Annotated in this window: 21 protein-coding genes; 5 read left to right on the top strand and 16 right to left on the bottom strand. The window is 35.3% G+C overall.

The genetic code is table 11. The annotated features are described in order from the left end of the window. Positions 1–9 precede the first annotated feature (9 nt). The 3 genes from BCR23_RS12435 (at position 10) to hisS (ending at position 4,404) form a co-directional block, all read left to right on the top strand. On the top strand, positions 10–942 hold the full coding sequence (locus BCR23_RS12435; RefSeq protein WP_069635806.1) for a nitronate monooxygenase: 933 nt from the start codon (positions 10–12) through the stop codon (positions 940–942). 522 nt (positions 943–1,464) lie between these two features. Beyond that, positions 1,465–3,006 (top strand): histidine ammonia-lyase, encoded by a 1,542-nt coding sequence (gene hutH, locus BCR23_RS12430; RefSeq protein ID WP_205688507.1) that lies wholly within the window; start codon positions 1,465–1,467, stop codon positions 3,004–3,006. Positions 3,007–3,111: 105 nt separating this feature from the next. Continuing rightward, on the top strand, positions 3,112–4,404 hold the full coding sequence (hisS, locus tag BCR23_RS12425) for a histidine--tRNA ligase (RefSeq protein ID WP_069635804.1): 1,293 nt from the start codon (positions 3,112–3,114) through the stop codon (positions 4,402–4,404). Positions 4,405–4,581: 177 nt separating this feature from the next. Here hisS and fabZ read toward each other — a convergent pair whose 3' ends face one another. Together fabZ and fabF are read right to left on the bottom strand one after the other, a co-directional pair. Beyond that, on the bottom strand, positions 4,582–5,016 hold the full coding sequence (gene fabZ, locus BCR23_RS12420; protein ID WP_069635803.1) for a 3-hydroxyacyl-ACP dehydratase FabZ: 435 nt from the start codon (positions 5,014–5,016) through the stop codon (positions 4,582–4,584). A 2-nt stretch (positions 5,017–5,018) separates the two neighbouring features. Beyond that, positions 5,019–6,257: a beta-ketoacyl-ACP synthase II gene (gene fabF, locus BCR23_RS12415; RefSeq protein WP_069635802.1), complete on the bottom strand. Its 1,239-nt coding sequence runs from the start codon at positions 6,255–6,257 to the stop codon at positions 5,019–5,021. A gap of 292 nt (positions 6,258–6,549) precedes the next feature. On the opposite strand from fabF, the gene fabI reads away from it, so the two are divergent. Next, positions 6,550–7,302, top strand: a complete 753-nt coding sequence (fabI, locus tag BCR23_RS12410) for an enoyl-ACP reductase FabI (protein ID WP_069635801.1) — start codon at positions 6,550–6,552, stop codon at positions 7,300–7,302. A 75-nt stretch (positions 7,303–7,377) separates the two neighbouring features. Here fabI and BCR23_RS12405 read toward each other — a convergent pair whose 3' ends face one another. The 6 genes from BCR23_RS12405 to BCR23_RS12385 all read right to left on the bottom strand — a co-directional run bounded on the left by BCR23_RS12405 (position 7,378) and on the right by BCR23_RS12385 (position 12,758). Next, the gene (locus tag BCR23_RS12405; protein WP_240482555.1) at positions 7,378–8,439 is read right to left on the bottom strand and encodes an acyltransferase family protein; all 1,062 of its coding nucleotides are present in this window, start codon (positions 8,437–8,439) and stop codon (positions 7,378–7,380) included. Between the two features lie 197 nt (positions 8,440–8,636). Beyond that, positions 8,637–8,792: a hypothetical protein gene (locus tag BCR23_RS14795; RefSeq protein WP_167352178.1), complete on the bottom strand. Its 156-nt coding sequence runs from the start codon at positions 8,790–8,792 to the stop codon at positions 8,637–8,639. After that, positions 8,789–9,376, bottom strand: coding sequence for a DUF1700 domain-containing protein (locus BCR23_RS12400; RefSeq protein WP_069635799.1), 588 nt, complete (start codon positions 9,374–9,376; stop codon positions 8,789–8,791). Before BCR23_RS12400 ends, BCR23_RS14795 begins: the two co-directional genes overlap by 4 nt. After that, positions 9,369–9,686 carry a PadR family transcriptional regulator gene (locus tag BCR23_RS12395; RefSeq protein WP_069635798.1) on the bottom strand — a complete coding sequence of 106 codons (318 nt, stop codon included), beginning with the start codon at positions 9,684–9,686 and terminating at the stop codon, positions 9,369–9,371. The genes BCR23_RS12400 and BCR23_RS12395 overlap by 8 nt, the downstream gene beginning before the upstream one ends. Before the next feature lie 349 nt (positions 9,687–10,035). Continuing rightward, the gene (locus tag BCR23_RS12390) at positions 10,036–10,872 is read right to left on the bottom strand and encodes a GNAT family N-acetyltransferase (protein WP_069635797.1); all 837 of its coding nucleotides are present in this window, start codon (positions 10,870–10,872) and stop codon (positions 10,036–10,038) included. Between the two features lie 344 nt (positions 10,873–11,216). Next, positions 11,217–12,758, bottom strand: coding sequence for an ABC-F family ATP-binding cassette domain-containing protein (locus BCR23_RS12385; protein WP_069635796.1), 1,542 nt, complete (start codon positions 12,756–12,758; stop codon positions 11,217–11,219). Positions 12,759–13,205: 447 nt separating this feature from the next. Between BCR23_RS12385 and BCR23_RS12380 the strand changes: the two genes are divergently transcribed. Then, positions 13,206–13,793 (top strand): DNA-binding protein, encoded by a 588-nt coding sequence (locus BCR23_RS12380; protein WP_069635795.1) that lies wholly within the window; start codon positions 13,206–13,208, stop codon positions 13,791–13,793. A 123-nt stretch (positions 13,794–13,916) separates the two neighbouring features. Here the strand turns inward: BCR23_RS12380 and BCR23_RS12375 are convergent, their stop codons facing one another. The 8 genes from BCR23_RS12375 to BCR23_RS12340 all read right to left on the bottom strand — a co-directional run bounded on the left by BCR23_RS12375 (position 13,917) and on the right by BCR23_RS12340 (position 26,309). Next, on the bottom strand, positions 13,917–15,356 hold the full coding sequence (locus BCR23_RS12375) for a helix-turn-helix domain-containing protein (protein WP_069635794.1): 1,440 nt from the start codon (positions 15,354–15,356) through the stop codon (positions 13,917–13,919). Then, positions 15,357–15,962 carry a bacterial Ig-like domain-containing protein gene (locus BCR23_RS12370; RefSeq protein WP_069635793.1) on the bottom strand — a complete coding sequence of 202 codons (606 nt, stop codon included), beginning with the start codon at positions 15,960–15,962 and terminating at the stop codon, positions 15,357–15,359. Positions 15,963–16,065: 103 nt separating this feature from the next. Next, positions 16,066–20,550 carry a bacterial Ig-like domain-containing protein gene (locus tag BCR23_RS12365; protein WP_069635792.1) on the bottom strand — a complete coding sequence of 1,495 codons (4,485 nt, stop codon included), beginning with the start codon at positions 20,548–20,550 and terminating at the stop codon, positions 16,066–16,068. Between the two features lie 508 nt (positions 20,551–21,058). Continuing rightward, positions 21,059–22,255: a DUF998 domain-containing protein gene (locus BCR23_RS12360; protein WP_069635791.1), complete on the bottom strand. Its 1,197-nt coding sequence runs from the start codon at positions 22,253–22,255 to the stop codon at positions 21,059–21,061. A 228-nt stretch (positions 22,256–22,483) separates the two neighbouring features. Then, entirely contained in the window at positions 22,484–23,587 is a 1,104-nt protein-coding gene (locus BCR23_RS12355; protein WP_069635790.1) for an NADH-dependent flavin oxidoreductase, read from the bottom strand. A gap of 85 nt (positions 23,588–23,672) precedes the next feature. Further along, the gene (locus tag BCR23_RS12350; RefSeq protein ID WP_069635789.1) at positions 23,673–24,041 is read right to left on the bottom strand and encodes a MarR family winged helix-turn-helix transcriptional regulator; all 369 of its coding nucleotides are present in this window, start codon (positions 24,039–24,041) and stop codon (positions 23,673–23,675) included. Positions 24,042–24,218: 177 nt separating this feature from the next. Next, the gene (locus BCR23_RS12345) at positions 24,219–25,532 is read right to left on the bottom strand and encodes an NCS2 family permease (RefSeq protein ID WP_069635788.1); all 1,314 of its coding nucleotides are present in this window, start codon (positions 25,530–25,532) and stop codon (positions 24,219–24,221) included. 297 nt (positions 25,533–25,829) lie between these two features. Further along, the gene (locus BCR23_RS12340; RefSeq protein WP_069635787.1) at positions 25,830–26,309 is read right to left on the bottom strand and encodes a hypothetical protein; all 480 of its coding nucleotides are present in this window, start codon (positions 26,307–26,309) and stop codon (positions 25,830–25,832) included.

The raw sequence follows: 26,309 nt of genomic DNA, 5'->3' as shown, positions 1-26,309 counted from the left end.
GTCGACAAGATGAAGAGTATTACAGAACTTTTAGGTATTCAATATCCGATTTTCCAAGGAGCTATGGCGCAAATTTCAAAATACCAATTAGCAGCAGCCGTTTCAAATGCTGGTGGACTTGGTATCATTGCTTCTGGTGGTATGAGCGCCGAACAATTAAAAGGAGAAATCCAAAATTGCAAAAAGTTAACAAATAAACCTTTTGCTGTCAATCTAATGCTGATGGCACCTAATGTACCAGAATTGATTCAGGTCATTGTAGACGAAGGCGTCTCAATCGTTACCACAGGTGCTGGGACACCTAAAAAATATATGCCTATTTTTGATGAAGCCGACATCAAAGTGATCCCAGTTGTCCCAAGTGCCGTAATTGCTAAAAAAATGGAAGATATTGGGGCAACAGCTGTTGTTGCTGAAGGTTCAGAAGCTGGCGGACATATTGGCGAATTGTCAACGATGGTTTTATTACCCCAAGTTGTTGAAGCTGTTTCAATTCCAGTTATTGCAGCGGGCGGTATCGGTACTGGTAAAACAATGGCGGCAGCGTACGTATTAGGCGCTAGCGGTGTTCAAATGGGAACCGCGTTTATGTTAGCTGAAGAATGTCCGATTCCAGCTAACGTTAAAGACTTTATTGCTAATGCGAAAGAAATGGATACCGCAGTTACTGGACGCAATGGCGGTGCTCCCGTTAGAAGTTTAAAAAATAAAATGATTGAACAATATATTCAATGGGAAAAAGACAATATGCCACGTGAACAGTTAGAAGAGTTAACAATGGGGTCTGCTCGTAAAGCAGCCGCTGGCGATATCGAAAATGGTTCTGTTATGGCCGGTCAAGTGTCTGGTTTACTTCATCAAGTGAAACCAGCTAAACAATTGATTGAAGATGTCTTAAGTGAGGCACGAACAGCAATTAAAAATGTTGAAGTGAATTTTTAATTATCTATTATCTAGCTTCACAGGCTAGCTCCTCGGAAAAAAGATAAATTCTGATTGTGGCTAAAAGCGCCACCCTCATATTTTCCTATTTTTCTGTCGGAGCTGGACGAGCACACTGCACTTTTTATTATCTAGCTTCACAGGCTAGCTCCTCGGAAAAAAGATAAATTCTGATTGTGGCTAAAAGCGCCACCCTCATATTTTCCTATTTTTCTGTCGGAGCTGGACGAGCACACTGCACTTTTTATTATCTAGCTTCACAGGCTAGCTCCTCGGAAAAAAGATAAAATCTGATTGTGGCTAAAAACGCCACCCTCATATTTTCCTATTTTTCTGTCGGAGCTGGACGAGCACACTGCACTTTTTATTATCTAGCTTCACAGGCTAGCTCCTCGGAAAAAAGATAAAATCTGATTGTGGCAAAAAACGCCACCCTCATATTTTCCTATTTTTCTGTCGGAGCTGGACGAGCCTGTTCAGCTTTTAAATTTAGGAGGAAGAATTATGTCAAAAGCACAAACAATTAAACATGTAGTATTAACTGGAAATGATTTAACGTTGGATGAGTTGGTAGCTGTATCACGGTTCAACGCAACTGTATCAATTAGTGAGGAAGCTGTTGTAGAGGTGAAGCGTTCTCGTAAAATTGTTGATGAGATTGTTGAAGAAGAGCGTGTAACGTATGGTATTAATACTGGTTTTGGTTCTTTATGTAATGTCTCTATCTCAAAAGAAGATTCTGTTCAATTGCAGGAAAATTTGATTCGTACTCATGCATGTGGATATGGCGATCCTTTTTCAACTGATATTGTTCGAGGGATCATGGTGATTCGTGCAAATTCATTAACGAAAGGTTATTCAGGTATTCGTTTAGAGGTTATTGAAAAATTGATTGAAATGTTGAATAAGCATGTTCATCCAATCATTCCAGAAAAAGGATCATTAGGTGCTTCTGGGGATTTAGCTCCTCTTTCTCATATGGTTTTACCTATTCTTGGTTTAGGCGAAGCTGAGTTTAACGGCGAAATCTGTGACGGAAAAGAAGCAATGGCAAAAGCTGGTATTACTACAATGGCTTTAGCTTCTAAAGAAGGTTTGGCTTTAATCAACGGAACTCAAGCATTAACTGCAACAGGTGCATTAGCGGTTTACGATGCGATTCGTTTATTGAAAGTCAGTGATGTTGCAGGAGCTTTATCTATCGAGGTTCATAATGGTATTATCGATGCCTTCAAGGAAGCATTACATGTCATTCGTCCTCAGGCTGGACAAGTGATTACAGCTGCAAATATGCGTCAATTATTAGACGGTAGTACGTTCGTTACTCATCAAGGAGAATTACGTGTGCAAGATGCTTATTCACTAAGATGTATTCCACAAATTCACGGTGCAAGCAAAGATGCGATTCGTTTTGTTGAAGACAAAGTAGAAATTGAAATCAATTCTGTCACAGATAATCCAATTATCACTCGTGATAAAGAAGCCATCTCTGGTGGGAATTTCCATGGGCAGCCAATGGCGCTTCCATTTGACTTTTTAGGCATTTCAGTTGCTGAGATTGCCAATGTTTCAGAACGTCGTCTAGAACGTTTAGTTAATGCGTCCCACAATCGTTTAAGCTCATTCTTAGTTGCAAAAAGCGGACTGAACTCTGGCTTTATGATTACACAATATGCTGCAGCAGCTTTAGTATCAGAAAATAAAATTCTAGCTCACCCAGCCTCTGTTGATTCAATCCCTTCATGTGAAAATCAGGAAGACTTAGTCAGCATGGGAACCATCGCTGCTCGTAAAGCAAAAAGTATCAATCAAAATACTTCTCGTGTTGTGGCAACTGAAGTTTTAGCAGCTTGTCAGGCAATCGATATGAGAAAAGCACAAGATCCAAGCTTCAAACTAGGAAAAGGAACACAAGCCGCTTATGACGTTGTTCGTAAACATTGTGGTTTCTTAGAAGAAGATAAAAATATTGAGATGTATAAAGAATTAGATGTTATTACCCATTTGATTATGAGTGATGAATTTATCGATGCTGTGGAAAATGTTGTTTCTATAGATTATTAAAAAAAGTGGTTTAACCCTTCTGTTATTACCTCTTACTTTTGAAATCCAATCTTGTTTATAGCGGGATTGGATTTTTTAACATAAAAAAAGATTGGAGTGGCAAGAATGATCTATCAAAGACCCAAAGGAACTCGCGACATCTTACCAGGCGAAAGTGAAAAATGGCAATACATTGAACGAAAAGCACAAGAGGTGTTCAAACGATATCAATACAAAGAAATCAGAACACCGATTTTTGAGCATTTAGAATTAATTACCCGCAGCGTAGGTGAATCGACAGACATTGTTACTAAAGAAATGTACGATTTTGAGGATAAAGGCGGCCGTCATATAACATTACGCCCAGAAGGTACAGCCCCCGTTGTTAGAGCCTACGTAGAAAATAAACTCTATGGACCAGAACACCAAAATCCGTACAAAGTGTATTACATTGGTCCGATGTTCCGCTATGAGCGTCCTCAAGCAGGTCGCTTGCGTCAATTCCATCAAATTGGTATCGAAGTTTTAGGAGCAGACAACCCTGCTATTGATGTAGAAGGGATTTCTGCAGCACTTGCACTATTCTCTTCCTTAGGGATAAAAAAATTCAAATTAGTAATCAATAGCTTAGGAGATAAAGAAAGTCGAGAAGCTCATCGGATTGCTCTCTTAAACTATTTAACTCCTTTAGCGGATAAATTAAGCCCCGACTCCAAACGCCGCTTAAAAACTAATCCACTACGTATTTTAGATAGTAAAGAAGCACAAGACCAACCACTCGTTGCCGATGCCCCATCAATTTTAGATTATTTAAACCCAGAATCAAAAACGTACTTTGAAACAGTTAAAGAAATGTTGAATACGTTAAAAATCCCTTTTGAAGTCGACAGTAATATGGTTCGTGGGCTGGATTATTATAATCATACAATTTTTGAGATCATGAGCGATTCTAAAGCATTTTCCGGTGTGAATACAACGATTTGTGCTGGCGGCCGTTACAATGGTTTAGTTGAGGAAATTGGTGGACCTAATATTCCAGGATTTGGCTTTGGGAGTGGGATCGAGAGGCTTATTTTAGCATTAGAAGCAGAACAAGAAAAAGAATTAATAGACGTAAATATTGATGTTTATGTTATTGGAATTGGCGAAAAATCAGCTGTTGAAATACTAAAACTAGTAGAACACCTACGCCAAATTGGTCTTTCAGTAGAGCGGGACTATTTGGACCGAAAAGTAAAAGCTCAGTTTAAACAGGCAAATAAATTAGGAACGAAATTTTCAGTCATTATCGGTGATGATGAGCTAGCTATTGGAAAAGTAACGGTTAAACAGATGGAAACTGGCTATGAAACGCAATACGACTTGAAGGATATTTATAAAAATCCCGCTGAAATCTTTCAAAATTTAGAACACCAATAGTTCCTAAATAAAAAAAGTATGAGGCAAAAGTAAAAAATTACTTTTGCCTCATACTTTAACTGTAAATAAACGGTGGAAACAGAAGCAATCTCTTCAAAAATAAGCCGAAATTCACAAAATTTTGAAGAATACCTACTTGGTTCTTGGGATTTAATGCCTCTGTCTTACCCTTTTTTATTATCTACCTACGATAAATGTTAGTTCACATTCGCAGACTTTTTTATCTTCAACAAATGCAGTTGCTTTTCCGATTCCTACATAGTCTCTGATTTTTACGATTTCAAAATGTAATTTCAATACATCGCCCGGCACAACTTTTTGACGGAATTTAGCTTTGTTGATTCCGCCGATATACGCTGTTTCACCTTCAAATTGATCCATTTTTAAAATTAAGATCGAACCAACTTGAGCTAATGCTTCAATAATTAAAACTCCTGGCATCGTTGGGTTTCCAGGGAAATGCCCTTGGAAAAACTCTTCATTGATCGTTACATTTTTTGTTGCGATAATTTTTTTATCTGTGATAATCTCATCCACATAGTCAATATAGCAAATTGGGTAACGATTTGGAATCATTTCCATAATTTCTGTTGCATTCATTAATCTTGTCATTTTTACTTTTCCTCCCATTTCTTCATACAAATAACACCATTATGACCGCCAAAGCCAAACGAATTACTAATCGCATATTCTGCTTGAACGTTGCGGGAACCGTCTGTTACATAATCTAAATCACATTCTGGATCAGCTTCTTTATATCCTACTGTAGGATGGGCAATACCTTCTTGTAACGTCTTCACGCAAGCAATTGCTTCAATTCCGCCAGCAGCACCTAAAAGATGCCCTGTCATGCTTTTTGTGCTAGAAATTGGAATATCATAAGCACGTTCACCAAATACGCGTTTTAACGCTGCAGTTTCAGCGGCGTCATTGGCCGGTGTTGAGGTTCCGTGGGCATTAACATACCCCACAGCTGACGCATCGATTGACGCTTCAGCTAAAGCTAGTTCAATCGCATCAGCAGCTCCACTACCATCTTTTAAAGGCGCTGTCATATGGCTAGCATCACAATTGCTGCCATAACCAACGATTTCACCTAAAATAGTTGCACCACGTTTTTGAGCGTGTTCCAGTTCTTCCAACATCAACATACCCGCACCTTCACCCATCACAAATCCATGTCTTTCTTTATCAAAAGGAATGGATGCTCTTGAAGGGTCTTCTGTCGTATTCAATGCACTCAAAGCAGCAAATCCAGCAATCCCGATTTCACAAATCGTTGCCTCTGTACCACCTGTGATCATCACATCTGCCAAACCGTACTTGATTGTACGGAAGGCTTCACCGATTGCATTTGTCGCTGACGCACAAGCCGTCACGATTGTTTGAGAAGGACCTTTTGCACCTAATTTAATTGAAATATTGCCAGATGCCATATTAGCAATGACCATTGGTACAAAGAAAGGTGTTACTCGTTTGGCACCTTTTTTATCCATGACTCTTACTTGATCTTGCAAAGTCGTCATACCACCGATACCACTGCCGACAATCACACCAAAGCGTTTTGGATCAATTGTTTCATGTGTTAATCCACTCATATTCCATGCTTCCATCGCAGCAACTAATCCGTATTGAGAAAATAAATCCATTCGCTTTTGCTCTTTTCGATCAAGCACATCACTTGGATCAAATTCTTTTACTTCACCAGCTAATGCAACACCAGTATCTTCTGAATCAAATTTAGTAATCTTATCAATTCCTAATTTTCCATTAACTAGATTTTGCCAGTATTCTTTTACTGTATTTCCTAGAGGAGTCACCGCTCCCATTCCCGTTATTACAACTCGTTTCATCATGCACCTCCACCATTGTTTTGACGATCAAATTAAAAAAAACTTGCTTAACCAACACTTTTTTGTTTAAATTTAAGTAAAATAGTTTGACTTTCAAAGTATTTTGGTTAATAATTCAGACATCCGATAAAATGTCTGTCGATTTGTCATTATCAAGTTTGAGAATTTTATTATCATTCTCACAACAGATAATACCAGTTGCAATTTTATCCGTCAACTTAAATAAGATCATATTTTTAGATTTTATTAAGACATAAGACACTAAAATAATTATCAAAGGGGAAAAAATCATATGTTTCTAAAAAATAAAAAAGTCGTCGTAATGGGCGTAGCTAACAAAAGAAGTATTGCTTGGGGATGTGCCAAAGCGTTAAAAGAGCAAGGTGCTGATATTATCTATACGTACCAAAACGATCGCATGAAAAAACAATTATCCAAATTAGCTGAACCAACTGATCTATTAGTAGAATGTGATGTATCTTCTGATGAATCAATTGCCAAAGCCTTCCAAACCATTCAAGAAAAATTCGATAAAATCGACGGATTAGTTCATGCAATTGCATTTGCCAACAAAGAAGAATTAGATGGCAATGTCAGTGACATCAGCCGTTCAGGTTATTTATTAGCTCAAGATATCAGCAGTTACTCACTTTTAGCTGTTGCACACTACGCTAAACCACTGTTAAACCCAGGTTCAGGTATTGTTACCATGACTTACCTAGGTTCTGAAAGAGCCATCCCAAATTACAATATGATGGGAATCGCAAAAGCTTCTTTAGAGACAGCTGTAAAATATTTAGCCTACGAATTCGCAGCAGACAAAATCCGTGTGAATGGAATTTCAGCTGGCGCTATTAAAACTCTTGCAGTAACTGGTGTAAAAGATTACGATCAATTACTTAAACTTTCAGAAGACCGCACACCAGATAAAGCAGGTGTTACGATTGAAGAAGTTGGTAATACTTGTGCCTTCTTAGTCAGCGAACTAGCTGGTGGTATTGTAGGAGATATTATTTATGTAGATAAAGGGGTTCACCTTACTTAAAATAAAAGATGAAGTTGAGACAAAATCATCTGCATTTTGTCTCAACCTCATACTTTTTTATCTAACCTTTAATTTTTAAATAAGCTGTTGCATATATAATCCATTTATTCTCAACATAAGCCCTAAATCAAAATAATAGTATGGTAGTTGCTTGCTGAGAGTGATCACAAGAGTGCTTAATAAATGTGTAGCAATCAACGTCACAATCAACTGAAGCCATGCATTCGCAAAGAAATCATAGCTATTGACTAGGTTTGCTGCCCATAAAATACATAAGGGATGAATGAAAAAATAATATTTCCCTAAATCTCGTAAGTGCTTGATATTAATTTTCACGTTCATTTTTATATGCAAACTCCAACAAAACAGGCACGCCGTAAATGGAATGAGCATTACCATAAAGTTCTTATCAATCCCCACATTCGAATATACCGCAATTCCTTCACCCACTAGAACAATTCCAGTAAGAATGACAAGTAATCCAAAATACTTTTGATAGCCAAGTATTTTTTCTCGATAATCCCATAAAAAGAAACCAATAGCTACAAATATCACTGCGAAAAACAAACCATTACGAGTCGTTATAAACATGTTCATATATTGATCAAAAAATAGCTTTAATCCTTCATTTTCAATGTAGCCATAATATGTTTCCAATGAGCCAAACAGATACATCGCAGTTGCTACGCCAAACAAAACAACATAGCTTATTTTTTTCAGTAGCCAATGTACACAAAAGATACCAAAAATCGTTGCTGGAATATACCACAGATGATAATAGGTTCCTGTATAAAACAAACCAACCACCAAGGCTATTGGGTACAGGGTAGGACTCAGTGAATAGTTCTGTTGAATCCACATAAAACCAACAGGTAAGTACACGAGGCTCCAAAACAAATAGGATTTCGTCAACGATTGTAGATACCGCTTTATGTAATCTGATGAATGCTTTTGTCCTTTTCTAACAAAATAACTACTAGAAATCAAAAAAAACGGGACTGCCACTCGGCACAGCACATTTTTAAATAAATGGTTAATTTCAGGATTTTGGAATACACTTTCACAATGAAAACAAATAACTAAAATCGCTGCTGCATATTTTATTATATCAATTCCATAGTTACTTACTCTCTGCACATTTACTGACCTGTCGATATTTCCCCACCCCTTTCAGCACTACTTTCAAATTAATTATAACAAAGCTTATTTTAATTTTTATCGGTATTAAGGCTGATTTTATAGTGTCAGTTTCTACTTATTAAGCCCTAGTTTCATTTCTAGTATAAAAAGAGAAACATTGAACAAAATCACTTCTGTCGAATGTTTCTATCTCTTTAATTAAAATGAACTGTTCGATACCAAGGTGAAGGCGTTTCTTGGTGGTACTTATCCATTTGCCAACCAGCCATCGTAAACCCAATCAGCATAATGATAAAACCAATAAGTGTCAAACCAAGCCCCAACTTGAAAAGCGTTTTCTTATTCGTCATACTAACAACTCCTTAGCTTTAATAAAGTGAACTATTTTACTAGAAAAACTTCTTGAAATTTTAATAAAATAGGTTGTCATATTAACAGTTAGCAATCCGCTAAGTATTGCTATTCCTAATACCAAGACACCAACACCTAACTGCGTAACCGCAATGTAAACACCATCTTGCAATGCAAAAATACTGGCAAACACACTAAATACCGAAGCTCCTAAGCTAGCAATTGCAAGAATACCTGTTGAAAATGGCAGACACCAGATAACAACATACCCAGATAAAACAACCCCAATTACGGCTAATAACAAGCTCCCCCATAAAGGAAAACCTAGAATCAATAATGCAATTATTAATGGGCTAAGCTCCTTTTTCGGTGGTATATTTCCTTCTTCAAAAGCATCTTCTAAAATCTTTCTAGCTATAATCGATGGTTTTCCTAATTTTTTTACGGCCTCTTCTTCACTAGCACCATCTTCCAAATAATCTTCAATCAGTTCATCATAATAGTGAATATACTGACCTTTTTCCACCTCATCCAGGTGAATTAACCCTTGTTCTAATTGATATAAAAATTCTTGCTTATTCATTTTTCTCCCCCATTTCAATAAAGTGATAAACCTTCATTACTTCGTCCCATTCTTGGATAAAAGATTTTATTTTATCTCTACCATTATCTGTAATTCGGTAATATTTTCTTAAACGACTATTATGCTCCATTGAGTACGTCTCCAATTCTTCCTTCGTTTCTAGACGTTTTAAGATTGGATATAATGTTGATTCGGAAATTGTTATGACATTGGATAAATCTTTAATTATTTGATAACCATAAGAATCAGATTTTTTTAAAATAGCTAAAATACAATATTCTAGTAAGCCTTTTTTTAATTGTGAATCCATATTATACCTCCTGACACACATTACTATACATTACATAGTATAATGCGTCAAGAGGTATTTTTACTAAAAAAAAGAACGACAAGTATCGTTCTTTTTATCTGCATATACTAATTTACATCACTTACGGCTATTTTGCTAAAATCCTTTGATCCATTAACTAGTTTGTATTTCCATAAAATAAACGACAGTTTCTAAACTTGGAAGATTTTTTTCTTATATCCCATTTAGAAATCAATTGGACTTATTTAATCTGCTATATCAATCCTTTTTTAAATAAAAAAATAAACATCTCTATTGCATTTATTTTGGTCAAAAAATGCAGCAGAGATGTTTTAAAGCAAACAACAAACTATTCTTCCGACAATTTTTTAGCTAATTGAAATTGCGTAAGTTGTAATATAACGCCTATTTTTTCCAACTCAAGATATTCAGGTATTGCCATATCAAAATTGGCTATTTTGATAGTATCAATATTTTCTTGTTCTTTTAACTTAAGCAAAATATCGATTACTAACCATCTATCTTCCCTCTGAGATACATGCAGTTGTCTGAGAATTAGCGTTCTTTCAGAGGATTCTTCAACTAAATTAAAACTGATTGAACCAATCTTTGATTCTTCATGATAGATCTCGTAGTTTCTATCTGAAAAAATGCAGCGATTTTGCCACGGTGTCCATTGATTTTCAGTTAGTGATTGTTCTTTTTTCGAAGCGGATTTAAACGCAAGATCATTTTTTACTTTAATCGTAATTGGTAAAACAACTGAACCTACCGCTAACTCATTCACAAGCTGAAACCCTTTTACTTCATATAATTGTTTCGCCCGTTCATTAGCGGCAAGCACTTCAAGAACCAGTTGTTCACATTGATTTTCATTTGCCAATCTTTCAGCATAATCAATCAATTTAGAAGCAACTTTGCTTCTGCGATATTTAGGAACCACAGCCATCCCACCAATCCACATTACTTTAGTTTTCTGAAAAGTTTGAATTCCTAATAAGATGACCCCTGCAAGTTCTCCATCAATGGAAAAAACAGCGGATAGCTTTTTTGAAAGTTTTAGCGACTGAATTCTATGCTCTAATCCAGCTTTGTCCACATTGATTGGTAATAGATAATCACTGAACCCTTGATTCCATGTGTCTACTACTTTTTGAAAATCTACTTCGTCGATAGGTATAAACATACTCGTACTCCTTTTTACTTTAACTATAAACGAATGTGAGAATATTCCTAGTCATTTCGGAAAAATTACATTATCAATGTTAAGAACTGGCTTGACTACTTCTTCATAAAAGATGTTACTAAGAAATTCTCCATACGTTCAGTCCTATTCGGTGATGCTAAACTGTCAAAAAGAATCTCATCCAAACTTTCTAAGGTAGTGACTTTCTTATCTTGACTAGCTAAACCAATGGCAATCAGGCATGGTTAAAACACATTCACCAAACTGATTTTCTACCACTTCCATTGTCTCTTGCTCTACCATTGAAAGCCAGTACTTCTGATACTCTTCCTACCCAGAAAAAATCATTGTCTAATCAGGTGTTTATCAGCAATAGTATAAACATGATCTGCAATAGCTGAATAAAACTGTTCATCATTTGAAATCAATAAGACACTCCCTCTAAAGGCTTTTAAAGCATCTTGAAGAGATTTTCTTGAGTCGACATCTAAATGATTCGTTGGTTCATCTAAGATTAGGAAATTGCTTGGCTGCATCGTTAAATCACATAACTTCACTTTTGACTGTTCCCCACCACTTAACATATAGATATTTTTGGATGCAATTTCCCGTTTCAATCCGCATTTTGCCAATTCCCGACGGACATCTTCATAGGTAAGCTTCGTGTATTTATTAGCTAAAGCCTCAATCGGTGTCCATTCGGTATTTTCCCATTCGATTTCTTGTGAATGATAGCCGACAACCACTTGAGGTGAAAATTGAGCTTTACCAGAAATCGCTGGTACCATCGAAAGAAGTGTTTTCACTAAAGTAGATTTACCTAAACCATCCGCTCCAGTGATGACTATTTTTTCCCCTTTTTTCACTTGTATATCTCGCACAGTTAGTAGTGGTTCTTTATAGCCAATAGTCAGTTCATCGATGGTCATGACGTTTGGCGAACTTTGCGGCATTAATTTAAATGAAAAATTCGATTTGACTTTCTTTTCAGGTTCCTTCAGTCTATCCATTTTTTCTAAATGTTTTCTTCTACCTTGTGCCATTTTGGTCTTGATACCAGCAATATTTTTCTGTATAAAAGCTTCGGTTTCTTTAATTTTTCGTTGTTGAGCATCAAATTGACTTTGGTATGCTTCTGCCAAATGTGCTTTTTGTTTTAAGAAATCCGTGTAGTTACTGTGGTACTTTTTGATTGAGCCAAAATCGATATCACAAATACAATTGGCAATTTTACTTAAAAAATCTGTGTCATGAGAAACAATGATAAAGGCATTTTCAAAAGCATTTAAATAATCTGTCAGCCACTCAATATGCTCTTGATCTAAATAGTTGGTTGGTTCATCTAAAATCAAAACAGATGGTTTTTCCAACAAAAGTTTAGCTAAAATAACTTTGATTTGATCGCCACGATTTAATGCACTTAACGTTTGATCTGCATCATTGATACCAAGTCCTGTGATTGCTTTACTGATATCATTTTCTACTTGATAAAACCCTTTGATTTCCAATTGCTCCTGAAAGGTTGCGGCTCTTGTCAATAATTGCTCATCACCAGTTTCGCCGTATGTTTCATAAAGTTTGATCATGTCCTTTTCTGTGGCAAATAATTCTTGATAGGCCGATCTTAAAAATTCGTTGATTGTCAGTGATTGATCCATATCTACATACTGATCTAAATAACCTAAAGTCGCTGCTGGATTCCACGAAATCGTCCCTTCATCTGGCAACACATTCCCTAAAAGCATCTTCAACAATGTACTTTTACCTGCTCCATTTTTACCGACGATTCCCATATGTTCCTTACTTCTTAGAACAAATGAACTGTTTTCATATAGCTGTTTATCTGGCACTGCATATGTTAACTCTTTGACTTGTAATAATTCCATTTTATTTTCCTCTTTCATATAGTTAGTTTCGTGATTTTTTACTAAAGAACATACAAAAAAGACCCATAGACAAAATGTCTAGGGCCTTTTTAATCTATATATCCTTCAGTAAATAGGTACGCCAAAAACATAGCAAATTAATGCTATTTTTTTAGTATACTAAATTTACTGATGAATAAGAAAAGCTCTCAAGCTTCTCGATTAAGCTCCATACAACACTTCATCAAAAATAAGTTGTAGGGAGCTAAGAGTTGAAATGAATAATACGTACATTTGTAACACCTTCCTCAGGTGTTACTCTACCATTTTGAAAAAAAATAGTCAAATTCAGACCATTTATTGTATCTGATTGGCTTTTCTTAGTTTTAGAAAGTTTAAAATAAATCCTGATAGTTATATACTAGTACTAGCAATATTTTCTGTCTCTAGAAAACTAGGAGGATACTTATGATGCAATTACCGTCTATTGGCAAACCAGCAACTAATGCGCTGAAATCAAATGGTTATACAACACTTGAACAAGTTCGTACATTAGATAAAGCAACTCTATTAAAAATGCACGGGGTAGGTCCTAAAGCAATAACGATTTTAGAAAAAGCATTAGCTGAGCATAATTGGACTTTTCAAGATTCTTCTCTCAATAAAACAATGCTGGAATCTGACTTTGAAGTTATCTGCTCATTAAACTGTGACAATGCTCCAAAACGAAGACTCATTCGTGATTATTTGATTGCCCTAGCATCAGGAAATCAGCAATTTATAAACTCTATCCTTGCCGACTCCTTTCGTTTGATTATTCCGGGAAGAAACACCTTGAACGGAAAAGAAATGTTTATTCGAACTATACTCAAAGAGCAAAAAGAGATACGCACCCTTCATATTCAATCCATTTTAACCCATGGAAAAGAAGGTTCCACTCATGGAATAATTACAACTAAAACAGGAAATATCATCTATTTTTCAGCTATTATACGATTTGTAAGTAATCAAAAAGAGGCACCTATCTCTGAAGTTACTGCTTTTATGATTCAGTAGTCATTCTCATTAAATCGAAAGTGCCTTTTTTCTATCTCACTTAACCAACCTTCATTATATTGCTCTTGAAATTCAAATAAATAGTGGTGCAAAAGTAGCTTCTTTATTAGTCGAAATTCTGTTTCAATTGCGCTCTGACATCCTATTCTTATTCACTTGTAAATTCTTATTAATTTGTACAATTTCATTACCAAAATTACGCCAGTCGGTTGCTCTAGGTGGCGCTAGCCAAATCAAACTTCGTGCTGAAAAAGAGTTTTCAGGAAGATAGTCGGAGATAATGAGATCTGTATCTGGTCGAATCATTGGCTGAAAATTAATGCTGAATGAATCGAAGATACTGATTTGTGTTTTGATAAATTGATTATATTTTTTCCCTTGCGTGAAATTCACATGAATATTAATCGTATTTTGCTCATTTTCTTGGTCATATTGTTTGGAAAGAACTAACAATAAATTGAAGAATAAGGATTTTTTACTAAATCGAAATTCTTCCACGTCCAACTGACGAATAAATGCATGACAAACATCAAATATAAATGGATAACGCTCGTGAAAGAATTCTAAATCCATCACTCGTAATGTAAGATCAATTAAAGGTGTAATAAATTTATGTTGGTACATCGTCTGATGGAGCGTCGTCGAAAATTCTTCTTCAAATCCATCCAGCTGAGCAAATTTAAGAAACTCCTGCTTTAATTGTTGCACACTATTTTCAATCTCCTCATTTGTAAGATCGCAAAACTCGATTCGATAGACGGATAGATTACTGAAAAGCCCTTTTACTTCAACTTCTAACTCTCGGCTTGTTCCATTTATTGCACAGTCCATCCATTGACTGATCGTTTGATAGATACGCTCTTCTTTATCAAACGTAACTGACTGAAAATTACTCGGTAAAAAATACTGTTGTTTTCTCTTCACTCTTTCTAACATAACAAATAAATAATGTCTGAATAGAAAAAATGTGTTTACTTCTCCATAAAAAGGTTTAATAGCAGAAAATAATTCGTTAACGGATAAAATATCCATTTGGTTGTACAACTCGTCTGAATCTTTATAAATTCGATAATAGAGCATCGTAAAATACTGACGAATCTTCATCTCATTTCCCACTAGTTGAAATGTTTTGGATAATTTTATGCCGTATTGTCCAAGTTCTTTTCGAATCCTATCGACAATTTTGTAAACAACTGTGCGGCTCATGCCATGTTTTTCTCCATATTTTTTGATCGAAGTAAATTGCTTAAAAAATATCGTTTTCAATAATGTAAATTCCAAAGAGTCCCTTAAATATCTTTCTTCTACAATGCTTGAGGATATTTTAGTCCCTTGAAAAAGCATAATTTCATTGCTTTGCTCGATCAATTCCATTTCATCAATCAACTCAAATTTTTTCAAATCTTCATTTAGTTCCAAAATACTGCGTTCCAGAAGATATTGGGAGATATTTAATTCCTCACACAAGGTATCCTTGCGTTCTGAAAACGAGTATTGTTGTTCTAATTTGCGAATAATGGCTAATTTTAAATTCGCACGATCATCTAATAACAAAAAATCCATCTATACTCTCCTTGTTCCATACAGCAGTGTACCTGATAGGAAACTCAACATATTTCCAAAATTTGTAGGACATAACAGATCAGATCCGCCGGAAATTTTTACATTCATTTTTTGCTTAATGGGTTCTTCCTTTAACAGCTCATCGTTCAATATTATTTTCGTTTGATAATTATTGAAAGAATCATTATTCATTGCTCTTTTTTTGTTGTAAGAGCTAGTGAGTTGAGTGACCACTACTTTAGCAACTGAAACATAGGATTTATAAGAGAATTTCACATAATAGATACCTGTTTCCTGTGTATTTACATTACTTTTAATCCTTACTTGTTTTAAGTCTAACGCTTCCCCGTCCTTGTCTTTTAATGACACCACGTTGTCCAAGGGCGTCCATTTTTCGTTTAATCCAATAATTACATCCTTAAGATCCATCTCTGTCTTATCTGGTTTTACTTCAACGATAACAGTCTTTACTTTTCCATCTACTTCGTAGGTCATTTTATATTTTCCTGGCGTAGTGGCTTCTTCTCCGTAAAAAACGTCAGAATAAACAAAAAATGCAGATGAAAATAGTAAGGCTGTACTCAATAATAAAGATTTATTTCTCACCTATGACTACGCCTCCAAAGTATTATTTAAATTGAATAAAAGGCGGAATAAAAGCACATCGAACTCCGCTTTTATTCCGGCCACAATCTCTTTTAGTATTCAGTTAGTCTGGTTTTCTTTTTTTCAACATAGTTACTCCAATTAATGTAGCTGATAAAATCAAAAATCCTATCAACGTGAAATAACCTGATGGTTTTTCACCTGTTTTGGGGTAACTTCCTGGTTTATCTGTTTTAACAAGATGTGTTTGATTCTTATTCGTTTCATTCGATTTAGGAGATTTTCTTTCAAGAACTGTGATATTCGCTGTAGCCGTTTGTTGTCTTTCATTTTGGCTTGCAGCGTTTGTTAAAGATAGTTTATTTTTTCTGGGTTCAGGCTTCTGGGTTGCTTGAGTCTTGTAGGATACTTGGTAGGTTCCTTTTTCCTTTGTTTCAACAGTTCCAGTAACCTTCACTTTTTCAAAAGAAATGATATTCCCTGCTCGGTCAGTTGCTGATATGAAATTATTTTTAGCATCCCAGTTATCTCCTACGTAAATCGTAGAATCTTTCACTACTAAGGTAGACTGGTCTTCTTTGACGGTAATTTTTGCTATTTCTTTTTGGTTACCGAATCCATAAACAACCTCATAGATGCCTGATTTTGTTGTATCTACGGTTCCATTTACTGTTACTTTTTCAATTGGAACATTTTCGCCGTTGTCATTTGTTGCTGATAGAAAATTATCTGCCGCCTGCCAAGGATCTCCTACATAAATCGTGGAGTCTTTGACTGCAATAGTTTCTTGTTTCGCTACAACATGTACCACTACCTTAGCTTCTTTGCCTTGGTTTTGGTAGGTGACTTCATAGTCTCCAACAGTGGCTGTATCCACTGTTCCTATTACCGTTACTTGATCAAACTCAACAGTTTTGCCATCTCGATCAGTTGCAGCAATAAAATTATCCTCTGCACTCCAGTTTGTCCCAACAGAGATGGTAGAATCTTTCCCGCTAACAGTTGCTTGATTTGGTAACACAGTGATTTTAGCTGTTTCTTTTAGCTCATAGTAACTATACGTAACGTCATAAACACCAGCTTTTGTTGTATCTACGGATCCAGAAACAGTCATCACTTCAACCGATATACTTTTTCCTGTTTCATCGGTTGCCGACAAAATATTATCGGATGCTTGCCAAGGATCTCCCACATATAATGTAGAGTCTTTCACTACTAATGTTTCTTGATTTGATACTACATAAACGATTACTGTAATTTCTTTCCCTTGATTATGGTAGGTAATGTCATACTCACCAACTTTTGAGGTATCCACACTTCCAGTCACAGAAATTTGATCAAATGAAACAGCGTTCCCTTCTTTATCGGTCGCTCCTGTGAAGTTATCTTCTGGTTTCCAATTTGTTCCAACATAGATGGTTGAATTTTTTGCGCTAATGCTGGTTTGATCATTTTTTTCTGTCAAAGGGATGTCGATTGAATTTGTCCCTTTTGTTAGTTTGATCACTTTGCCATCAAGATATTCCTCAGCGAGCGTGTAGCCTACTGGAATATCGGTTGCTTTTAGCGTATATTCTCCTGACATGATCGAATCTAGTTTATAGTAACCTTCATCATTTGTGTCAAACTCCGTACGATTATTGGTAACATTATCAACGAGTTCAAAATGAACATCAGGTACATTTATAGCTTTATCTGTTTCATTATACGTATGAAATTGCGCTTGAGCTAAATAAACCACTCCTTCTGCTTCTCCATCTGAAAAACGTAAAACAGTTGATGAGGTTACAGTAGTTCTACGAGATTCTGACATTTGCTCTAAATTATCAGCAGTAATGATCGTTTCTGTAAAAATTTGTCCCGCATTTTTAGAAACAGTATTATAAGTAATCGTAATATTTTCCGTCAACGTGTAATCTTTAAATACGATTTGCATCCCTTTTTCCGTTTGTTTGATTGTGTAAACATCTTGAGGTATCCCAGGAATATCGATAGAATTCAAATCGATTCCAGCATTTGTTGTTCCTTTTATCGTGATATCAAATGTTGGATTTTTAACTTTACGTGTTCGGTTATTGATATTTGTAGTTTTTAATTCATTTTTTGTTACATTTTTTAAAGAGTCATAGCTTGTTTGTTGGGCAGATAAAATCTCCGTCCCCTCATTGTTTACGGAAATTGCGGCTGATATTACTTGATTGTCATATAATGGTTCTGCCGTACTTCCAGTTACATTGATTTTTTTTGTATCGATCCAGCCATTGGCATACTTATATTCAATGATATAACGCTTTGATGTTTTTCCAAAATCAAATCTATAAGTATTATCTGTTTCATTAGTAGTAATTTTTGGGTATGCTGGATCATTTGAAGCTAATGGCTTATCAAAATAGTAGCCGCGATCCCAATATTGTGGGTAGATTGATTCAACTTGATCGTTTGAAACATCATAAATATCAAAAACAACATCCGTCCCAGCAGGAACTTTAGTTAAAACACTTAAGGAATCGAATGAATCATTTCTAGCGTTAACTAGAAATTGGTTTTTGCTGGCTTGTAATGTACGTTCTGAATAAGATTTGCTACCTGTTTTAACCGTTGTTTCCACAGTTTCATAGTCATCTGCACTTAGTGTGACTAAAAGTGTATCTATAGGGATACTTTTACTTTTTTCCAAACCATCTGGTACATAATTAAACCCTAGAGGCAGATTGAAGGAATGTGTGACAGGTGTTGTAAATTTTATAAGTGAGCCGCCTTCAATTGCTGTAATCGTATAATCCTTATTTAGTTTGTAATAAGAATATTCTCCTTTAGGTGCTCTTAGTTGTAAATAACTGGGATGCTCAATTTTGATCGCTACATTTTTTGCGGGTTTTTGAGTACTACCTTCTATTGCTACAGTTGTACGACCAAAGTAAGCACCATTTTGATCATAGTTTCCCCATGCCGTTTCTACATTGTTAGGATTGACGATTGAAACAGTTTGAAGGTATTGATCTGAAACCATCATCATTGCTTTCCCACTACTGACCACAGGGGTACTAATGGAAATATTGATATCTTTTTGTTCAAAAGGAATCGTAATTTTATCTGCTCTTAATTGTAAAACACTCTCTTTAATTGCTGTTAAAATTAGTTTATTCTTGTCTTTACGAATATCAAAAAAATCGGTAATTTTGGCTTCTTGATATTCTCCAGTGTAAGCTGAAAACTTATACTCATCGATAGCTTGGCCATTTGTACTTTCTAAAATGATTTGTTCCCCTATTTTGGTTTGTGTAGGAATATTGTAAATGTAGACATAATAATCGCCTTTTTCTTGGAAATTCGCACTTGTAAGGGTTCCTACCCTTACTTCTTTCACTGATGTATGATCTTTACTTGTTTTTGCCGTAAACTCAAGTCCGCCGTAAGGTGCAGTTGAACGATTTAAGCTGACTGATCCTAATTTAGTTGTAGGATATTGATTGTAAAAACTGTAATCATAGTTTAAAACGCTTTCTAAAGCTAACGCACGATCAATCGATACGGCATAAGCTTTTTGTTGATCCATATTAGTAAACGTCACAGCGCCTCGATAGACACTATCTTCGTTGATTGTATAATCTTTATCTTTTTCTAAAAGCTGTTTGGACTCTGGGATCACATCTCCGTGTATGTTGACATCATATGAGAAAGCAACAATCGGTTGTTTTGAGGCATTAGAGAACGTTGCTCCTGGTACATCTGACATTAATAACTCTACTGTCTGACTACCAGACAACCCTCTGTCCAGATTATAATACAGGTTCCCACTCACTCCATAATTACTTTTAGTCTCTTCGTATTTAATAGGCAGAACCTCTTCATACAAGTCAAAATTGTAAAGATTCTTTGTTTGTCCAGGTGTTTCAATTGTTACTAATGGATTTGAATTTGTGTACACATAACTTTTTAAGTCTAAATTAAATTCTGCGTCAGTGATTCGTTGATTGAATGTGATTGTCAACTTTCTATTTTGAGCATCCACTGACCACTTAGCACCAACATTAGCTACATCTCCGCTGACATCAGAATATCCAAGATGTTCAGGCAATGCTACCGTGTACTGTGAACCTGGCGCATAATCTTTATCCTCAATCACAAAGCTTATCTTAGAGGTTACTGGTGTTGTATTTAGTACTCGATTTAAAGTACTCTGACTGTACTCAACACCTTCCATATTAGTAACTGTCATGCTTGTTAAAATCTCATCTTCAATCGTTGTAGGCAGAATAGAATTTTTCGTTCTAGTTCCTTGAACCGTTTCTAATATTGAAGAGTCTGTCACTTGTATCTGATTGTTGGTCGACTTTCCTATTACCGATTCATTTTCCACCTTATCTTCATCGGGTTTGTTGACATCATTATTGTCTATCTGTTCGTTCAATATATCACGAGATTCTTTATTTCTTGAATCGCCGTCTGTTGTTGTATCAGCTAGCTGTTTACTTTGAGAAGGTTCTTCTACATAGTCACTAGTAATTGCAAACGCACTTGCAGCTGAACCAAAACTCTGTAAGACTAGTATTGCTAACATAACGATCTGTAACTTTCTTTTTCTCATGAACAACGCCTCTTTCCCATAATTTCATATAATCTTATAATATCTCCTTTTTTTAGTTTATTATGATTATTTTTTTATATATTATAAAAAAATAAAAACATATAAATAATTGTTGCCTAACAAAACCAACCTACTCCCCCAACAAAACCATTATATTGGTTCACAAATTGGGTGAATTTAAATTCAAAAAAATTCGGAAATTTTCTCATTATTTATATAAAATAATGAGTTCCATTTTCAAATAAAAATATTATTCTAATATTTACTCTAAAAAAATTAAAAACCTCCACCTTTCAAAACGTACGTTATTTAATGGATTAAACAGAATTTCGAATGAGAATAAAGACTTTGGGAGATTGTATAGGAATCTATACAACAAAATATAACGATAAGAAGAATTAAATGTTCAGAGTACGTTCATAGATTCAAAAACACTTCCATAAAATGAGATGAAAAAAGGTTGAGACTAGAAAAGCATACGAATGCTCACTCTAGTCTCAACCTTTTTTTAAATTTCGTCTGATTCTTTCTTGGGGATATGTTCAACATTGACCTGAAACGTGTTATTGATATTCTGCGCCATTTTCTGCAGATTTTGAAGTAACAACACGATCCAACTAAAAGCTAGCATAAACGCTAATAATTCAAAAACCGTTAAGGAAAGGTAACCAACCACCTGAAAAAGTACAACAACTGCCACCAAAGTCACTGCGATCAGATATGAGATCGTTAAAAACTCTTTTGATACCTTAGGTAATAACCACTTGATTCCCAAAATTAAAACAACAATCAGATAAACTAAATAACCTGCAACTTGATTATGAATACCTTGAAAAGAACCTGTTTCTGTATAAGGAAATAATCCTACAGCTCCAAGATCCAATGCCGTTAACGTCAAAAGAACTCTTAGAATAGTCAATTGTTTACTATGAGGTATCGCTTTTTGCAACTCTACAAACAAACTATCGATCAACGCCACCATCAATAATGAAGAAAACATTAACGTAACATTGAACTGCCAACTACTTTTGGCTTCGATAGTACCTAAAAAACTAAAATTGAATTGCCACCACTGATAATCTTTATTGGTAATCATTGAAAGTAAGACTCCCCCAATGATCACAAATATCAACAAATTGGTCAACTTTGTCGGTGTGATAGACAGTGCTGAATAGATCATAAAATAATTAACGAGCCCAACAAACACGAAAAATAGCAATGTAGCCGTATAACGATCAAGCGTGGCACCAATAAATACCAACCCAATCACTTTAAAAAATACCAATAAAGAAAACACCAAGATAACAATAAAGGACAGTAAAATTGCTGGAAAATTGCGCCAATAAATATCTTTTGATTGGGTAGTGATTTGATTTCTTTTTCCTTTAATGAAAAAAAAGATAAAACTAAAAACACCGCTTAAAACGCCTAGCGAAAGAACAAAATTAGCAATCGAATAGGGGCCTACCAAAGCAATCTGGTTTTTATCACTATAAAATAAATAAAACAAAAATAGACCACTGATAACTAACGTTGGAATCAAAAACCATCTAAGAGAAATTGTTTGATTTCCTACAACTTTATTTTTAGGTTCGATCACTATTTTTTGATCCTTAATACTTACAATAACCTCCGTCTCATTTTCTAAATGAAATTCTTCAACTATTTTTTCAGGTAGTGTTATACTCACTTGATTTTCTTCCATTCCCATTCTCCTTTTATCTAACATCTTATAAATAGTATAGGTTTAATGTCTGTAAAAGCAATAAAAAAGATTTTGTTTTACGAACCTCTCTTCTTGATAGTTTATCAGATGAAACATTCCTTAGCGAATAACTCGATATTGAAAAAAAGAAGATAAATAAGATGATAACATCTTATTTATCTCCTTAAATTCCTTTGTGCCTTCTACAATAACCTATCTTTTAAACAATTATTTAAGTCGTTCAGGCATCATACTTTCTAAAAATCCCCAAACACCGTTGCTGATTCTTAGATCTTCTCGATCATAATGAGACAACTCTGTCCTAATCAAGTGATCTTCTTTATCTAGAATTTTTTGCGTCCAATGAGGATCAATCAAAACTGAACGACCTACAGCAACTAAATCGGCAGTATTTAAAATCGTTTCCACATCTTCTTGACTTCTGACATCTCCCACACCAATCAAAGGTAGGCGATCATTGATAGTTTCTTTTATATAGTCTAAGATTGGTTTATCTTTAAAAGCATCACTTACTGAATGATTTCTATAATTAGGCATTGATAAGTGTAAGTAATCCAAGGGTTTATTGGATAATTGTTCCACTAAAAACAATGTATCATTTAAACGAATCCCTGGTTCTTCGTATTCTTCTGGAGAAAAACGATAACCAACAATAAATTCTTTAACACCGGATTGATCAACAACTTCCGTAACACCATCTACCAAATCATTGATAAATTTGAATCTTTTCTCTAATGAGCCACCCCAGTCATCTGTGCGTCGATTAGAGTGGGGAGAGAAAAATTGTTGAATCAAATACGTGTTTGCTCCATGAATCTCTACGCCATCAAATCCAGCTTGAATTGCTCTCTTTGTAGCTTGTTTGAAGCTTTCCAGAATGTCAATAATCTCTTGTCCTGTCAACTCTCTCGGCGTTTGTGCATCTGGTCTCTCTGCTGCAACTGCGCTTGGCGCAACAGGTTGAACACCTTGCAACACTTTAGAATCTGTCATTCTCCCTGCATGAAAAATTTGGAGAATTGCCTTCGTATGATTCTTCTTAATAGTCGCTGCCAGTTTAGAAAGTCCGGGGATAAAACGATCATCGTAGACACCTAGCTCACCATCCCAACCTTTGCCTCCTTCATGAACATTGGCTGCTGCAGTAATAAATGCCCCAGCTTCACCAGAACGTAAACCATAGTATTCAATCTCATCATTCGTTACGACACCATCAAAAAATGACATTTTCGTTGTCATAGGTGCAATAACTATTCTGTTTTTTAAGTGCAACCCTCTTTTAAAAGTTAAACCTGTCTCTACAATATTCATTTAATTTCCTCCTCTTGAACATGCATGCACATGCATCTATTTTTATACTAACGAAAAAAAGACCAAAAAGCAACTTTTTAGTCTTCTAAATAAAATATTCTTTTAGAATTGTGTTTACATCTTTTTCAACCGACAATAAAACTCGCAACCCTTCATCAGTCAAATCTATATAGATGCCTCGTTTATCATCAACACAAATTCTTCTTTCAATAAAAGGTGGATTTTTATCTTCCAATCGTTTAATCAAACGCGATAATGCACTTTGGCTTAAACATAAATAGCTACCTAAATCATTTAACCGCATATGGCAGCCATTTTGATTGAGTTGGTATAATGCATAATATTCACTTGTTGTCAGATCACCATTTTTCTTTAACATATCTTCTAATTTTTTTTCAACCACGGACTTCTTTTTTGTATAATCCAGCCACTCTGACATAAGAGGTGTTTCCATTTTTGATCATTCCTCGCTAACTTGTCTTTTTCATTACTTATATTTTGCGTGTTTTTAGTATAAAAGTCAAAATTTTAAGAATCCCCTACCTTTATCAGCCACTTCACCATCATCTCTAAATAAGAAAAAATAACCAGCACATCCAAAAAGGAGCCGCTGGCTATTAGGTATTCATACTTAATTAACGTTTAAAATCCACATAAATCCTACGAAAACAAAGAAGAGTAGATACATAATCGGTGATACTTCTTTGCCACGTTTAGCAGCAACCATTGTAATTGGATAGAAAATAAACCCAAGAGCAATCCCATCTGAAATACTATAAGTCAAAGGCATACCTAAAAGAATTAGGAAAGAAGGAATCGCAATTTCCATTTCATCCCATTTGATTTCACGAAGTGACTGTGCCATTAAAACACCGACAACAATCAACGCAGGTGCTGTTACTTGTGATGTTACCACCGATAACAATGGAGAGAAAAATAACCCAACGATGAAAAACAGTCCGGTTGTTACAGCTGTTAAACCAGAACGTCCTCCTACAGCAATTCCTGCTGAAGACTCTACATAGGCTCCGACTGGAGAAGTTCCAAAAAGTGAGCCTGCAAGCATCGCTGTTGAGTCAGCAGCTAAGGCTTTTCCAACTCTAGGCATTTTATTGTCTTTCATAAAACCAGCTTGATTTGCTAATCCTACTAATGTTCCAGCAGTGTCAAAGAACGTAACCAATAAAAATGTTAAAACCACCACCCATAACTGTAACGAATTAATATCACCTACATGTTTTAAGGCAACTAAAAAAGTTGGTTTAAGACTTGGTGCAGCAGAAATGATCTTAGCAGGTGCTTGAATCAGACCTGTTCCCAATCCTAAAATAGTTGTTGCAGTCATTCCAATAAAAATTCCTCCTGGAACACGACGAACTAATAAAATAGCTGTAATCGCCAAGCCAAAAATAGTTAGCCAAGTCGTTCCTACATTCAAAGGTCCTAATGCTACAAGTGTCGATTCATTAGATACAATAATTCCACCTTCACTTAATCCCAGAAAAGCGATAAATAACCCAATTCCTCCAGAAATAGCATATTTTAAATCTGCAGGTATGGCATCAATAATTAATTCACGTAACTTGAAAATAGTGATTAAAATAAAAATCAACGAAGCCACAAAAACACCTGCTAATGCAGTTTCCCAAGGAACGCCCATTCCTATGCAAACTGAGTAAGCAAAAAATGCATTGATCCCTAGAGCTGGTGCAGTTGCAATCGGATATTTAGCAAAAATCCCCATCAAAACACAGCCTAAAGCACTGGCCAATGCCGTTGCAGTAAAGACTGCTCCTTCATCCATTCCAGAAGCACCCAATACCGTTGGATTTACAAATAAAATATACGCCATTGAAATAAACGTCGTAAAACCAGCTAAAACTTCGCGCCTAACCGTTGTATTCAATTTTTCAATTTCAAAATAAGAAACAATTTTTTCTTTCATCAAATATCCTCCTAAAAGTCCGAACGATAAATAAATCGTTCGTAAAAAGTGCAATAAGCTCATTCAAACAACGTGTTTAATCATATAATAAACAAAACGATAAGTAAACACAAACGTTGAATACACAACAGTATTCACTTAATAAATAATTGAACCAAAGAAAATCAATCTAACCTATTCTTACGATTGATTTCGCTAAATAAGAAAAAGACGGGAACAATACTAAATAAGTATTGTTCCCGCCTTAAACGTTCAAAATGAACTTTTTTCCATAATCAATTAGAGATTATCTCAGGTTTAATCATTTATTCCTTTTTCGCGATCTTTTACAACAGTTACGATATCCAAACTACTATTCGATGACTCTTGAATTAGATCCGCAATATCTTTATCTGAATAAAATGTATCATTGATTCCTGCTTGAGAGAGTGCATGTCGTGCATTAGCAATATCTTCTGCAGCGACAGTTGTGCCATCTTTTAATTTCACATCAAATGCACTTTCTTTATTCTCTCCTTCTTTAGCAGCCTCATCATATTCACTTTGTTCTGACTTAGTCATAGATTGACTGTATGAATTTACTGACATATCTGTCGTTTTATCCGTACTATCTTTTTCAGGAAGAGATTCTTTCTCTTTACTAGTTATTGACGATTTAGTTGAATTATCTTCTTCGGCGGTTTTATTATTTTTACCTACAGCCCATACCACTCCAAGTACTAAAACAACTGTAATGACCAGCCCTATAACAAGTGATCTTCTTGTTTTATTCATCAT

This window comes from Enterococcus quebecensis (assembly GCF_001730365.1).
Classification (GTDB): Bacteria; Bacillota; Bacilli; order Lactobacillales; family Enterococcaceae; genus Enterococcus_L; species Enterococcus_L quebecensis.
Note: the sequence above shows the minus strand (reverse complement) of the source record. Positions and strands in the feature narration are given on the sequence as shown.

Coding starts and splice junctions, on each gene's coding strand:
- BCR23_RS12375 (WP_069635794.1), bottom strand. CDS start 15,356: ATGGATTTTTTGTTATTAGATGATCGTGCGAATTTAAAATTAGCCATT.
- fabI (WP_069635801.1), top strand. CDS start 6,550: ATGTTTCTAAAAAATAAAAAAGTCGTCGTAATGGGCGTAGCTAACAAA.
- fabF (WP_069635802.1), bottom strand. CDS start 6,257: ATGAAACGAGTTGTAATAACGGGAATGGGAGCGGTGACTCCTCTAGGA.
- BCR23_RS12380 (WP_069635795.1), top strand. CDS start 13,206: ATGATGCAATTACCGTCTATTGGCAAACCAGCAACTAATGCGCTGAAA.
- BCR23_RS12395 (WP_069635798.1), bottom strand. CDS start 9,686: ATGGATTCACAATTAAAAAAAGGCTTACTAGAATATTGTATTTTAGCT.
- BCR23_RS12360 (WP_069635791.1), bottom strand. CDS start 22,255: ATGGAAGAAAATCAAGTGAGTATAACACTACCTGAAAAAATAGTTGAA.
- BCR23_RS12390 (WP_069635797.1), bottom strand. CDS start 10,872: ATGTTTATACCTATCGACGAAGTAGATTTTCAAAAAGTAGTAGACACA.
- BCR23_RS14795 (WP_167352178.1), bottom strand. CDS start 8,792: ATGACGAATAAGAAAACGCTTTTCAAGTTGGGGCTTGGTTTGACACTT.
- BCR23_RS12365 (WP_069635792.1), bottom strand. CDS start 20,550: ATGAGAAAAAGAAAGTTACAGATCGTTATGTTAGCAATACTAGTCTTA.
- BCR23_RS12350 (WP_069635789.1), bottom strand. CDS start 24,041: ATGGAAACACCTCTTATGTCAGAGTGGCTGGATTATACAAAAAAGAAG.
- BCR23_RS12355 (WP_069635790.1), bottom strand. CDS start 23,587: ATGAATATTGTAGAGACAGGTTTAACTTTTAAAAGAGGGTTGCACTTA.
- BCR23_RS12385 (WP_069635796.1), bottom strand. CDS start 12,758: ATGGAATTATTACAAGTCAAAGAGTTAACATATGCAGTGCCAGATAAA.
- BCR23_RS12340 (WP_069635787.1), bottom strand. CDS start 26,309: ATGATGAATAAAACAAGAAGATCACTTGTTATAGGGCTGGTCATTACA.
- BCR23_RS12435 (WP_069635806.1), top strand. CDS start 10: ATGAAGAGTATTACAGAACTTTTAGGTATTCAATATCCGATTTTCCAA.
- BCR23_RS12345 (WP_069635788.1), bottom strand. CDS start 25,532: ATGAAAGAAAAAATTGTTTCTTATTTTGAAATTGAAAAATTGAATACA.
- fabZ (WP_069635803.1), bottom strand. CDS start 5,016: ATGACAAGATTAATGAATGCAACAGAAATTATGGAAATGATTCCAAAT.
- hisS (WP_069635804.1), top strand. CDS start 3,112: ATGATCTATCAAAGACCCAAAGGAACTCGCGACATCTTACCAGGCGAA.
- BCR23_RS12400 (WP_069635799.1), bottom strand. CDS start 9,376: ATGAATAAGCAAGAATTTTTATATCAATTAGAACAAGGGTTAATTCAC.